At 60.6% G+C, this 12,503-nt stretch carries 13 protein-coding genes and 1 pseudogene; 9 read left to right on the top strand and 5 right to left on the bottom strand.

Translation table 11 applies throughout. The features are described from left to right. Positions 1–29: 29 nt before the first annotated feature. A complete protein-coding gene (locus HJC04_RS14900) occupies positions 30–734 on the bottom strand; it encodes a metal-dependent hydrolase (RefSeq protein ID WP_210628100.1) in 705 nt (234 codons plus the stop codon). Positions 735–848: 114 nt separating this feature from the next. Between HJC04_RS14900 and ruvX the strand changes: the two genes are divergently transcribed. Next, on the top strand, positions 849–1,343 hold the full coding sequence (ruvX, locus tag HJC04_RS14895; protein WP_210628101.1) for a Holliday junction resolvase RuvX: 495 nt from the start codon (positions 849–851) through the stop codon (positions 1,341–1,343). On the opposite strand, the gene HJC04_RS14890 is transcribed toward ruvX, so the two are convergent. The 3 genes from HJC04_RS14890 to HJC04_RS14880 form a co-directional block, all read right to left on the bottom strand. Beyond that, positions 1,280–1,612 (bottom strand): DUF6105 family protein, encoded by a 333-nt coding sequence (locus HJC04_RS14890; RefSeq protein WP_210628102.1) that lies wholly within the window; start codon positions 1,610–1,612, stop codon positions 1,280–1,282. The two genes, ruvX and HJC04_RS14890, sit on opposite strands and share 64 nt — an antisense overlap. Next, positions 1,609–1,815 (bottom strand): hypothetical protein, encoded by a 207-nt coding sequence (locus tag HJC04_RS14885; RefSeq protein WP_221146628.1) that lies wholly within the window; start codon positions 1,813–1,815, stop codon positions 1,609–1,611. Before HJC04_RS14885 ends, HJC04_RS14890 begins: the two co-directional genes overlap by 4 nt. Positions 1,816–1,930: 115 nt before the next feature. Then, positions 1,931–2,590: a TetR/AcrR family transcriptional regulator gene (locus HJC04_RS14880; protein ID WP_210628104.1), complete on the bottom strand. Its 660-nt coding sequence runs from the start codon at positions 2,588–2,590 to the stop codon at positions 1,931–1,933. Between the two features lie 237 nt (positions 2,591–2,827). Here HJC04_RS14880 and map point away from each other — a divergent pair, with 237 nt between their 5' ends. From map to HJC04_RS14840, 8 genes and pseudogenes are all read left to right on the top strand, one after another. Next, a complete protein-coding gene (gene map, locus HJC04_RS14875) occupies positions 2,828–3,664 on the top strand; it encodes a type I methionyl aminopeptidase (RefSeq protein ID WP_210628105.1) in 837 nt (278 codons plus the stop codon). A gap of 7 nt (positions 3,665–3,671) precedes the next feature. Next, on the top strand, positions 3,672–4,496 hold the full coding sequence (radC, locus tag HJC04_RS14870; RefSeq protein WP_210628106.1) for a RadC family protein: 825 nt from the start codon (positions 3,672–3,674) through the stop codon (positions 4,494–4,496). A 64-nt stretch (positions 4,497–4,560) separates the two neighbouring features. Beyond that, positions 4,561–5,922, top strand: a complete 1,362-nt coding sequence (locus tag HJC04_RS14865) for a prenyltransferase (protein ID WP_210628107.1) — start codon at positions 4,561–4,563, stop codon at positions 5,920–5,922. A gap of 259 nt (positions 5,923–6,181) precedes the next feature. Then, positions 6,182–7,369 carry an alpha-hydroxy acid oxidase gene (locus tag HJC04_RS14860; protein ID WP_210628108.1) on the top strand — a complete coding sequence of 396 codons (1,188 nt, stop codon included), beginning with the start codon at positions 6,182–6,184 and terminating at the stop codon, positions 7,367–7,369. A gap of 4 nt (positions 7,370–7,373) precedes the next feature. After that, a pseudogene (locus tag HJC04_RS14855) lies at positions 7,374–7,505 on the top strand (JAB domain-containing protein); the annotation flags it as partial. A 117-nt stretch (positions 7,506–7,622) separates the two neighbouring features. Further along, a complete protein-coding gene (gene sthA, locus HJC04_RS14850; protein ID WP_210628109.1) occupies positions 7,623–9,029 on the top strand; it encodes a Si-specific NAD(P)(+) transhydrogenase in 1,407 nt (468 codons plus the stop codon). A 47-nt stretch (positions 9,030–9,076) separates the two neighbouring features. Continuing rightward, a complete protein-coding gene (locus tag HJC04_RS14845) occupies positions 9,077–9,880 on the top strand; it encodes an endonuclease/exonuclease/phosphatase family protein (RefSeq protein WP_210628110.1) in 804 nt (267 codons plus the stop codon). A 158-nt stretch (positions 9,881–10,038) separates the two neighbouring features. Then, on the top strand, positions 10,039–11,808 hold the full coding sequence (locus HJC04_RS14840) for a radical SAM protein (protein WP_210628111.1): 1,770 nt from the start codon (positions 10,039–10,041) through the stop codon (positions 11,806–11,808). A gap of 129 nt (positions 11,809–11,937) precedes the next feature. Here the strand turns inward: HJC04_RS14840 and HJC04_RS14835 are convergent, their stop codons facing one another. Next, positions 11,938–12,360 carry a nuclear transport factor 2 family protein gene (locus HJC04_RS14835; protein ID WP_210628112.1) on the bottom strand — a complete coding sequence of 141 codons (423 nt, stop codon included), beginning with the start codon at positions 12,358–12,360 and terminating at the stop codon, positions 11,938–11,940. Between the last annotated feature and the right edge of the window lie 143 nt (positions 12,361–12,503).

The following is a 12,503-nucleotide window of genomic DNA, read 5'->3' as shown; positions in this document are numbered from 1 at the left end:
CCATGTCCGCCCGGTGCAACGGGGTTTCGTCAGATCGACAGGCTCTCGGCAGGCTTCAGCGCCCTCGCCTCAGTCTTCGACCCCTCCATGCCGGCAACGAATTTGTCGGCCGTCTGGTCGATGATCGGGAAGGTGCCGTAATGGCAGGGGATCGCGGTCTTGAAGCTGAAATAGCGCTGGCAGGCGAGTGCCGCCACCGCGCCGCCCATGGTGAAGCGGTCGCCGATCGGCACGAAGCCGATATCGGGCTGGTGCAACTCGTTGATCAGCGCCATGTCGGAGAAGATGTCGGTGTCGCCCATGGCGAAGATCGAGGCTTCGTCGTCGAAATGCAGCATCAGACCATTGGCGTTGCCGAGCGCATGCGAGACGCCGTCCTCGGTGATCTGGGCCGAGGAATGCAGCGCATTGGTGAACGTCGCGGAGAAGCCGCCGAACGTGACCGTACCGCCGGTGTTGCCCATCTCGATCCTGTCGACGCCCTTGGAGCCGAGCCAAGCGGCGAGATCGGCATTGGCAAGAACGACCGCACCCGTCTCCCTGGCAAGCGCCACGGTGTCGCCGACATGGTCGCCATGGCCGTGGGTCAGCAGGATATGGGTGATGCCTGCCGACACATCCTTGATGTCCTGGCCGGAAAAGGAGGCGTTATGGCTGAGGAAGGGATCGAGCAGGATCTTCGCCTTTGATGTCTCGATGCGGAAGGCGGAATGGCCAAGCCAGGTGATCTTCATGAAATCTATCCTCACGTGATGCAAAACTGGATTTCGATGGTAAGGACATATCTCATGCGCCGGCAAAGGAAAGCGGCGGCGGCTTCAATTTCTTTTTGACGGGATGAAACGGCAATGACGGTGCTGACGATCGAGGAAATGGCCGAAATCCTTGCTCCCGGGCAGGCGATCGCCGGGCTCGATCTCGGCACCAAGACGATCGGGATTTCGATGTCGGATCTCGGCCGGCGTTTCGCCACGCCACGTCCGGTGATCCGCCGCGTCAAGTTCACGATCGACGCGCAGGCGCTGCTGGACTTCGCGATGGCGGAAAAGGTTGCCGGCTTCATCATCGGCCTGCCGATGAATATGGACGGATCGGCGGGGCCGCGCGTGCAGGCGACGCGCGCCTTCGTGCGCAACATGGAGCAGAAAACGGTGCTGCCCTTCGTCTATTGGGACGAACGGCTTTCGACGGTCGCGGCCGAACGGACGCTCATAGAAATGGACGTTTCGCGCGCCAAGCGGGCCGAACGGATCGATTCGGCCGCGGCAAGCTTCATCCTTCAGGGCGCCCTCGACAGGCTGTCCTCGCTCGCAAGGTCTGCGGGAGACGAATTCAGCGCCTGACGCGCCTTCCACCAGGCGGCGATCAACTTGCGCTTTCTGAAGCCCATGATGGCGAAGACGACGAGGCTATCCACCGCAATGGCGCGGGCAACGAGCGGCGGGATGGTCTCCGGCGGCACACCGAGGGCTTCGCCATAGATCGCGAAGGTCAGGTCATGGACCTGCCGCGTCAGCATGAAGATGCCGAAATTCATGTCGTAATAGGAGAGCCAGTACCATGCGCCCAGAAAGACGATGGGACCGGCCCAGAAGATCAGAAACCACCTCATGCGGCTTCTCCTCCCTGCTTGCGGGCGACGGGCAGACCGAGGGAAACCAGCCAGGTCGACAATGCCATGATGCAAAGCACCAGCGTCGGAATTGCGATATCCAGCGCCAGGACTGCGAAGAACATCATTGCCGTCACCAGAATTGCGGCTTTGGCGATCTTGCTTCCCATGGGCGTCAACTCGCAGGTTCTCACTCGTATCATCTCTGCTCCCCGCCACACTGTCGGGTTAACCAGCCCCACGCAACGTAAACCATTCGTTAAGGTTAACGCCGCGCCTCCTCCCTGTGGATGAATGGGGCCCGTGGATGAAAGGGGGTCAGCCGTAGACGCCGCGCACGAGACGCTTCAGTGCCGTCGCGGCCTTCTCCCAGTCCTTCGACGTCTTCAGCGACAGGCCCGCGCACTGGCCGCCGGCTGCGCCGGAAAGCACGAGGTGCTGGATTGCCGCGATGACGACGGCATTGACGGCTGCCGCATCCATGCCCTTTGGCGGCGCCAGCGAACCGCGCATGCGATCCAGCCAAAGGGCGAGAGCCTTCGAACGGGCCTCGGACAACCGCCTCACCTGCTCGGTGTTTTCCGATACTTCCCAGGCGAGGATGCGGCGCATCAGCGGATCATTTCTCAAGGCGTCGAGCAGCAGAAGCGCCAGTCGCTCCATCAGATCGCCATAGGTGAGCATGAACATGCCGCCGGCATCTTCCGGAATGCGATCCCTCACCCATGTGCCGAGATCCGCGCCGATCGCCTCGACCAAACCGTCAAGGCCGCCATAGTAGCGGTAGATCAGCTGCTTGTCGCAGCCGGCGCGGCGGGCGACCGCATTGATGCCGAAATTCTGGAAGCCCTCCTGCGCCAGCAGGCCCTTGGCGGCGGCAAGGATGGCGCGCTCGGTGGCGCCGCGATCGCGCACGCGCCGTTCCGGCTCCGCGCCGACCTCCATCGAATTATCAAGATTTTCAGCTTCATTCAGCATCACCGACCGTTCCCCACTGTCACCAATCGGTGAGTAGCGGGGAGACCTTATCCGATCAATCCTATCCCCTTGGGAAGACTGTGGATATTTCCTCCAGCACTCAGAATCCGGCGTCGCATGGGCGCGAAAGGCGGCACGAAACCCTTCAGAAATCTCGTCCCGACGGTTGATCGCGATGGACGAACCCGGCATAGCTGCATTATGAACAAATCTAACAATCCCCGCTAAGGCCCTGCAATGGTGAATTATATCGAAGCCTCCTCCGCGCCGCCGAAGAATACGGGCGCCATCCGGCTTTACGATGCGCAGGCGTTCGAAGGCATGCGCAAGGCGTGCCAGCTGACCGCGCGCTGCCTCGATGCACTCGCCGATATCGTCAGGCCCGGCCTGCTCACCGACGAGATCGACCGATTCGTATTCGATTTCGGCATGGATCACGGCGCGTATCCGGCGACGCTGAATTATCGCGGCTACACCAAATCCACCTGCACCTCGATCAATCACGTCGTCTGCCACGGCATTCCGAACGACAAGCCGCTGCGCGAGGGCGACATCGTCAATATCGACGTTACCTTCGTGCTCGACGGCTGGCATGGCGATTCGAGCCGCATGTATCCGGTCGGCACGATCAAGCGCGCCGCCGAACGGTTGCTGGAAGTCACCTATGAATCCCTGATGCGCGGCATATCAGCCGTCAGGCCAGGCGCCCGCACCGGCGCGATCGGCGAGGCGATCCAGACCTATGCGGAAGCCGAGCGCTGTTCGGTGGTGCGCGATTTCTGCGGCCACGGCGTCGGCCGGCTGTTCCACGATTCGCCGAACATCCTGCATTATGGCCGCGCCAATGAAGGGCCGGAGCTGCGCGAAGGCATGATCTTCACCATCGAGCCGATGATCAATCTCGGCCGGCCGCATGTAAAGGTGCTCGCCGACGGCTGGACGGCCGTGACCCGCGACCGTTCGCTTTCAGCCCAGTATGAACACACGGTCGGCGTCACCGCCGAGGGCTGCGAAATCTTCACGCTGTCACCGGGTGGCCTCGACCGGCCCGGATTGCCGCCGCTTGCCAGGTGACGATCTGATGGCGAAGCGGCCTGTTGCGACATCTTCCGACGACACGCTGCCTTTCGAGACTGAAGAGCCTGTTGCCGACGAACGCTCGTTCTTCGGCGGCCGGCCGCAAAAACCAGCCGCGCCGAACGCACTGACCTCCCTACCCGCCTCGCTTTCCGGGCCGGAACATTATCACGGCCATCGCGAGCGGCTGCGTGACCGCTTCCGGGAGCTGGGCGATACGGCGCTCGCCGATTACGAAATCCTCGAACTCCTGCTTTTTCGGCTGATCCCGCGACGTGACACCAAGCCGATCGCCAAGGCGCTCATCGAACGATTCGGCTCGCTTTCCGGCGTCTTTGGCGCGCCGGCTGGTCTCCTGACGGAGGTGAAGGGCGTCGGCGAGAATGTCGCCCTCGATTTGAAACTGATCGCCACCGTCACTCACCGGACCCTGAAGAGCGAGATCAGAAGCAAGCAGGTTCTCTCCTCCTGGACCTCGGTCATCCAGTATTGCCACGCCGCCATGGCGCACGAGACACGAGAACAATTCCGCATCCTGTTCCTCGACAAGCGCAACGTGCTGATCGCCGACGAGGTGCAGGGCCGCGGCACGGTCGACCATACGCCGGTCTATCCCCGCGAGGTGGTCAAACGCGCGCTCGAACTGTCGGCAACGGCGATCATCCTCGTCCACAATCATCCCTCCGGCGATCCGACGCCCTCGCGCGCCGACATCGACATGACGAAGGTGATCGTCGAGGCGGCCAAGGCGCTCGATATCGCCGTCCACGACCACATCATCATCGGCAAGGACGGCCATGTCAGCCTGAAGGGGCTGAAGTTGATGTAATCCCCCTACGCTGAGACGCGACTACATAACTATCGTCCGCCCCGAAGCCCTCCACGGAGACGACATGTCGAATGGTCCCAATGCTGTTCTCACTTCCGATGAGATCGACGCGATAGCGCGTGACGTCGTTGCAGAAGGACAGGCGGGCCGCACGTCGGCGGCATGGCAGAAGATCCAACCATTTCGAAAAGCCCAGCGTCGCCAGACTGAGGCCGCGATGGCATTGTTATGGATAGTTGACCAACAAAGCCTCGCAAGAGAAGACGCAACAGACGTTCTTTCCGAGATCGCAGATGCCCACGAAGACAATATCGATCTCCTTTCGGCGATCGGACTATGCCTGGAATCCGTCCGCGACATCGATGATCTGAACGCGCCACCGCCGGAACACCCGATATTTCAGTCGATGGTCGCGACGCTGGACCGCTTAGCCAAGCTTCATGACGGGCGGCCTGAACAGGAGCAGATACTGCGCGGGCTCGCCACGTCGGCGCGAATGATGGCACGCCAAATGGATGCAATCGCCGAGAACAGTCTCCGGAAACTGACGGAAATCGATCCACGGAACAGCGCGCATCAATACAATTTGGGCCTTTTCTACAAGACGCGGGGCAGATTCGCAGAAGGCGTAGCGGCGGGCCTGGCTGCTGCAAGCTTGCAGCGGGAGGTTATCGACAGCACCGAGTGGAACCTTGGAATCTGCGCCACGGGCGCAGGGGACGCCGAGACCGCTTTGGACGTGTGGAAGCGGATGGGTCAGAAGATCGAGCTTGGGCGGTTCGGGTTACCGGAAGGCGGGTATGCGGCCTGCAAGGTGAGACTTGCCCAGCGGCCTCTTGCTGAGCGGACGGCGGACTCGGATGATCCAGGGGAGGAGGAGACCGTATGGATCGAGCGTTTAAGTCCATGTCATGGCATTATTCGCAGCGTACTGTTCGGCAGTCTCGGCGTCGACTATGGCGATGTCGTCCTCATGGACGGCGCTCCGATTACGTATCATACCTACGGTGAACAAGAGGTCCCGGTCTTCCCGCATCTGGCAACGCTTGTGCGCCGGAACTACCAGTTTTTTGCTTTCGCGGGCACGCAAGAGACAGCAGGGCAACTGATCGATCTAAGCGGGGAATTGGACGAGGACGCCATTATCTATTCACACACCGAAAACTTTAGGATCATGTGCGCAAATTGCTGGCGCAACCCCGACATCGATCACGCCGATCATGAGAAAATGGAGAAACACGTCGTCACCGGTCGCATTGCCGCGCCGCCCGACATCGCACCTGCACGACTTCTGGATCTGATTGATAGGGGAATCGAAAAGCGAAAAACTTGCCAGCTCTATGCGCCCGATCTCTGCGCAGCGGCGGGGCAGTTGGCGCGCGAGCGGAGCGACAGACGTCGGTTTACTCTATTGACGGATAATTAGCGACATTCCTGCACGGAAAGGTCGCGGCCGAGCGCGCGCTGGACCGGCGGTCCGATCAGCGGCGCTCTGCTGTTCTTCCCGGCGGCAGCTGCCGACGCTCATTCTGCCGTTCGACCGGAGGTCGCAGGCAAGCATCCGAGGCAAGCGAACACTGCGGAAAGCTTCAGTTGACAGAGGTCGCCGGCGCGGGATTCTATGCAATCCTGCGCCGCCACTCGCTGAACAATACCCGCCCGAAATACCAAGAAGATAAAGCTTCATGACGATCTCCAGCGGTAACACTGATCGATCGACCCGGCTCTGCCGCGATGCGCTCTGCCTCGATGACTTTGAAATGAGGGCACGGCGGCATCTGCCGAAGCCTCTGTTCGGTTATATCGCCGGCGCGACCGAGACCAACGCGTCGCTGCGGCATAACGCAGAGGCCTTCAAGGCCTATGCCTTTCGGCCTCGTGTACTTCGGGACGTCTCGAGGCGCAGCACTGAGACGAGCCTCTTCGGCAAAAACTATGCCGCACCGTTCGGCATTGCGCCGATGGGGATCAGCGCGCTGATGGCCTACCGGGGGGACATTGTGCTCGCGCAAGGAGCGGACCAATCGGGAATCCCGATGATTATAAGCGGTTCGTCACTCATCCCGCTGGAAGAGATCGCGGCGGTTTCGCCACAAGCATGGTTTCAGGCCTATCTCCCCGGCGAACCCGACCGCATCGACGCTCTCATCGATCGGGTCGCCGCGGCCGGCCTCGCCACCCTTCTGCTGACCGTGGATACCGCCACGCTGCCCAATCGCGAAAATAATGTAAGGGCGGGGTTTTCGACGCCTTTGCGTCCCGGGCTCCGCTTGGCATGGCAGGGCATCTCGCATCCACGCTGGACAACCGGTACATTCCTGCGCACGATCGTCCGGCACGGCATTCCGCATTTTGAAAATTCCTACGCCACAAGAGGCGCGCCGATCATCTCCTCGAACGTCACGCGCGATTTCGGCAAGCGTGACCATCTCAATTGGAGCCACCTGGAGCGGATACGCAAGCGGTGGTCCGGCAAACTCGTGGTCAAGGGGATCATGCATCCTGAAGACGCGGCACGGGCTGCAGATGCCGGCGCGGATGGAGTGATCGTCTCCAATCATGGCGGCCGCCAGCTCGACGGCACCGCATCCCCCCTTCAGGTCCTTCCGGAGATTGCAGCACGCGTTGGAGACAGCATTGCCGTCATGATCGACGGCGGCATCCGGCGTGGAACGGATATCATGAAGGCCCTCGCGCTTGGCGCCTGTTTCGTGTTTGTGGGCAGGCCGTTCCTTTATGCTGCAGCCGTCGCGGGGCTACCGGGCGTGCTCAGAGCGGCGGATATCCTGAAAACGGAACTGCATAGCAATATGGCGCTGCTCGGGGTCACTGGAGTGAGCGATATTTCCACGGATTACATCACTCGCGCATAAACAACCGTCGCGCGCTGACATCGATATGACGAAGGTGATCACCGACGCGGCGAAGGCACTTGATATCACTGTCGACGACCACATCATCATCGGCAAGGACGGCCATGTGAGCTTGAAAGGGCTGGACCTGATCTGAAAAGCACAGGTCCGGCTGAATCGGCAGCCGTAAAACAATCTGTAACATTGACCGGCTACCGATAGAGGAGCGACATTTTTGTCGCAAATGATTCCATTTCCAATCCGAGGCTAGAGGATGTTTCAGTACGATCTCGTTGTGGTGGGTAGCGGTCCCGCAGGGCGCCGCGGCGCGATCCAGGCTGCGAAACTCGGCAAGAAAGTGCTTGTCATCGAACAGGGCAAGCGCGTCGGCGGCGTGTCCGTCCATACCGGCACCATCCCTTCGAAGACGCTGCGCGAGACCGCGCTTAATCTCTCCGGCTGGCGCGAGCGCGGCTTCTATGGGCGATCCTACCGCGTCAAGCAGGAGATCAGTGCGGAAGACCTGCGTCGTCGCCTCTTGATTACGCTCAACCATGAAGTGGAGGTGCTCGAGCATCAGTTCGCCCGAAACCGTGTCCACCACATGCGCGGCAAAGCGAGTTTCATCGATTCCACCACCTTGCAGGTCATCAAGGATGATGGCGAAGCGCTGACGGTCAGCGGCGCCAGTATCCTGCTTGCCGTGGGCACGAAGCCTTTCCGGCCGGACTATATGCCGTTCGATGGCAAGACCGTGCTCGACAGCGACGAGTTGCTTGATATCGAAGAATTGCCGCGCACCATGGTCGTCATCGGCGCCGGCGTTATCGGCATCGAATATGCGACGATCTTCTCGGCGCTTGATACTGCCGTGACCGTGATCGATCCAAAGTCGACCATGCTCGACTTTATCGATAAGGAAATCGTCGAGGATTTCACCTATCAGCTGCGCGACCGCAATATGAAGCTGCTGCTCGGCACGAAGGCCGAGAAGGTCGAGCGGCTCGATAGCGGCAAGGTCCAGCTGACGCTCGACAACGGCCGCCATCTTGTGACCGACATGGTGCTCTTTGCCGCCGGACGTATGGGAGCCACCGACGCGCTGAACCTTCCGGCCATTGGACTGGGGGCCGACAGCCGCGGCCGTCTCAAGGTCAATCCGGAGACCTTCCAGACATCGGTTGCAAACATCTATGCCGCCGGCGACGTGGTCGGCTTTCCAAGCCTTGCCTCGACCTCGATGGAACAGGGCCGCATCGCCGCGCGCGTGGCGATCGGCGCGGTCGCCAAGGAGCCGCAGAAATATTTCCCCTACGGCATCTATGCGGTGCCGGAAATCTCGACCTGCGGTTTGACCGAAGAGGAGATGAAGGAGCGCGGCATCGCCTATGAATGCGGCATTGCCCGCTTCCGCGAAACCTCGCGCGGCCACATCATGGGCCTCGATACCGGGCTTCTGAAGCTGATCTTCTCGCTGAAGACCCGCCGACTGCTCGGCGTGCATATCGTCGGCGAGGGCGCCACCGAGCTGGTGCATATCGGCCAGGCGGTGCTCAATCTGAAAGGCACGGTCGAATATTTCGTCGAAAACACCTTCAACTATCCGACGCTCGCCGAAGCCTACAAGATCGCCGGCCTCGACGCCTGGAACCGGATGGGCGACATCAAGTCGGAACTCTGAAGGCGGCGCCACCATCTGATTCCGCCAGCTAAGATGGAGCCGAGAGCTTGCGCATCATTTCGCTGAATGCATGGGGCGGCCGACTGCACGGGGCCCTGATCGCCTATATCAGGCATGCCAACCCTGATGTGCTGTGCCTGCAGGAGGTGCTGCGGACGCCGAATGCCGACCACGGATGGTCGATATACCGGGATGCGGGGTTGGAACTGCCGCAGCGCGCCAACCTCTTCGATGAGATCGGCGCCGCCCTGCCCGGCCACGACGGCTTCTTCTGCCCGACATCGAGAGGCGAGCTCTTCGACGGCGACGCCGTCATTGTCGCTGAATTCGGGCTGGCGACCTTCGTCCGCAAATCACATTCCGTCATCGCCCAGGCGCTGGACTTCGTGCATGGCGGTTTTTCCGCCGATGGCTGGGGTGAACATCCCAGACCGCGCAACGCCCATTGCATCCGTCTGTTCAGCCACGAGCACGCTTCGACCGTCACCATCGTCCACATGCACGGCCTGCGCGATCCCGCCGGCAAGGGCGATACGGCCGCGCGTCAGGAGCAGGCTACAGCGCTGGTCCGGCTCATCGAGCGCGTCTGGCCCGGCGACGAGGGGCTCGTCGTCTGCGGCGACTTTAACGTTTTGCCTGACAGCACAACCTTTGCGATTCTCGCCGGACTTGGGCTTTCCGATCTCGTCACCGGAAACGGCCTTGTAGACACGCGAACCTCCTACTATCTCAAAGAGGGTCGATATGCCGACTACATGCTTGTGACACCGGGGGTGAATATCGCCAAATTCGAGGTGGTCGAGGCGCCGGAGGTATCCGACCACCGCGCATTGCTGCTTGACATCATGTAGTATATTGATGGTTGAGAACCCGCGTGGAGTATCGCGCCGGTGCTGATTTGTATGGCCGAGTTTGAAGCCCGATGGTTCGTATCCTTACGCCGTGCCTGATATTTGCCTTCAATGCCATTTTGTCTCCTCGCAAAAGCTTCTAAGAAAGATAGATACTCTTGTCCCATGTCCCGGAAGCCGCGCGCCGACGTTTTCAGCTGATCCTGATTAAGCCGTCGCATTATGACGACGATGGCTACGTCATCCGCTGGTGGCGGGCGATGATCCCGTCCAATTCGCTTGCGGCCCTCTACGGCATCGCCGCCGAATGCGCCGAGCGCAAGGTGCTCGGACCCGATACCGCGATCGACATTACCGTAATCGATGAAACCAATACGCGGATCGATTTTCCCGGGCTGCTCGCCCAGTTCAGGCGCCACGGCAATTTCGGCATGGTCGCGCTGGTCGGCGTCCAGTCCAACCAATATCCGCGCGCACTCGACATCGCCCGCCCCTTCCGCAATGCCGGCCTGCCGGTCTCGATGGGCGGCTTCCATGTGTCCGGTTGCCTGTCGATGCTCGACGGCAAAGCGGTCGGGCTCGATGCCTGCCGCGATATGGGCATCTCGATGTTCGCCGGCGAGGCCGAGGGGCGGCTGGACATGGTGCTGCGCGATGCTGCCGCCGGCGAGCTGAAGCCGCTTTATAATTTCATGAACGACCTTCCCGGCATCGGCGGCACCCCCGTTCCTTTCCTGCCGAAGGACAATATCCAGCGCACGCTCGGCCTCAGCACCAGCTTCGATGCCGGACGCGGCTGTCCCTACCAGTGCTCCTTCTGCACCATCATCAACGTGCAGGGGCGAAAATCGCGTTTCCGCTCGGCCGACGATGTCGAGAAGCTGGTGCGGATGAACTGGGCGCAGGGCATTCACAAGTTCTTCATCACCGACGACAATTTCGCCCGCAACAGGGATTGGGAGGCGATTTTCGACCGGCTGATCGAACTCAAGGAGCGGGACGGCATTCCGCTCGGCCTGATGATCCAGGTGGATACGCTCTGCCATAAGATCCCCAATTTCATCGAGAAATCCAAGCGCGCCGGCGTCACCCGTGTCTTCATCGGCCTCGAAAACGTCAATCCGGATAATCTGACGGCCGCCAAGAAGAACCAGAACAAGATCACCGAGTACCGCAAGATGCTGCTCGCCTGGAAAGCACAGGGCATCATGACGCTTGCCGGCTACATCCTGGGCTTCCCCGCCGACACGCCGGACTCGATCCGCCGTGACATCGCCATCATCCAGGAAGAGCTGCCGCTCGACGTCATCGAATTCTTCATCCTGACGCCGCTGCCCGGCTCCGAGGACCATCAGGTTCTCTGGAAGAAGGGCGTGGAAATGAATGGCGACCTCAATATCTACGATGTCGAGCATGTCTGCACCGCCCATCCCAAGATGAGCAAGCAGGAATGGGAAGAGATCTACCATGAGGCCTGGTCGCTCTATTATTCACCTGATCACATGAAGACGCTGCTGCGCCGCGCCGTGGCGACCGGGGTTCCGCTCGCAAGGCTCGTCAAGGTACTCGTCTCCTTCGCAACCACGGTGCCACTGGAAAACGTGCATCCGTTGCAGAGCGGCCTCTTGCGCTTGAAGACGCCGTCGGAGCGGCGCCCGGAACTGCCGCGCGAACATCCGCTGGTCTTCTGGCCCCGTTTTGCCTGGGACACCGTCCGCAAACATGCCTCGCTCGCGGGCACGATTATCGGACTGACGATTTCGGCCTTCCTGATTTCACGGGATGCCAAGTCGAAGACCTATATGGATCAGGCTCTGACGCCCGTCGCCGACGACGAAGAAGAAACGCTCCACCTCTTCACCCAGACCGCCGGCGGCGCCGCAGCCGTCAGCCATGTCAGGAAAGTCGCGCAACTGACGGGGCATTAAGCGGAAATTCTTGCAATAGCGGCCGACTCCCCGCCGGCCGGAGAGCACAGGCGACATCAAGGCGAAGCTTGGAGCCTCCGACTTTGATTCGGCTAAGCGCGTCGCGATCTTCCAGAGACGCGCCACGCTCTATGCGATTTGGATCATCCGGCTCGTCTCGGCCACTTGTAGCGTGTCGACGAATTCGACGATCTTGACCGGTTTGCCATCCTGGAAATGGATCTTGTCGACGAATTCCGTAGAGAAGGTTACGCCCGATGGGATGTGTCTGACCTCGCCTTCACGATGGGCAAAGACCATCTGCTCATCCTCATCCACATAGATGCCGGTCGTCCTGACCTTGGATAGATCCCATGCCGCGATAAGCTGCGTTATCGTTTGGCGAAAGTCATGCCCGCTCGATTCGGTCGTCAAAGGCGCCAGCCGTGCATTGCCGACCATGCGAAAGGTACAACCCTCGCCGAACAGCGCAAGCGTACCCTCGATGTCGCCACGACCACGCACAGAATAGATTTCCTCTACCAGCGTCTTCATGTCATTCTTTGCGGTCATTTTCAGGTCCTCCATTACCCAACGCTCTTGTTTTTTATGCATGTCGTCATCCCGGGCGACATGCTTGCAGTTTGCTCAACTATTTGTTGTTGCCAGCGAAGATAACACCAGGACGGAGAGGGCGTCGAGTACCCCGTCCGGAT

Source organism: Rhizobium sp. NLR8a (genome assembly GCF_019685235.1).
Taxonomy (GTDB): Bacteria; Pseudomonadota; Alphaproteobacteria; order Rhizobiales; family Rhizobiaceae; genus Rhizobium.
Note: the sequence above shows the minus strand (reverse complement) of the source record. Positions and strands in the feature narration are given on the sequence as shown.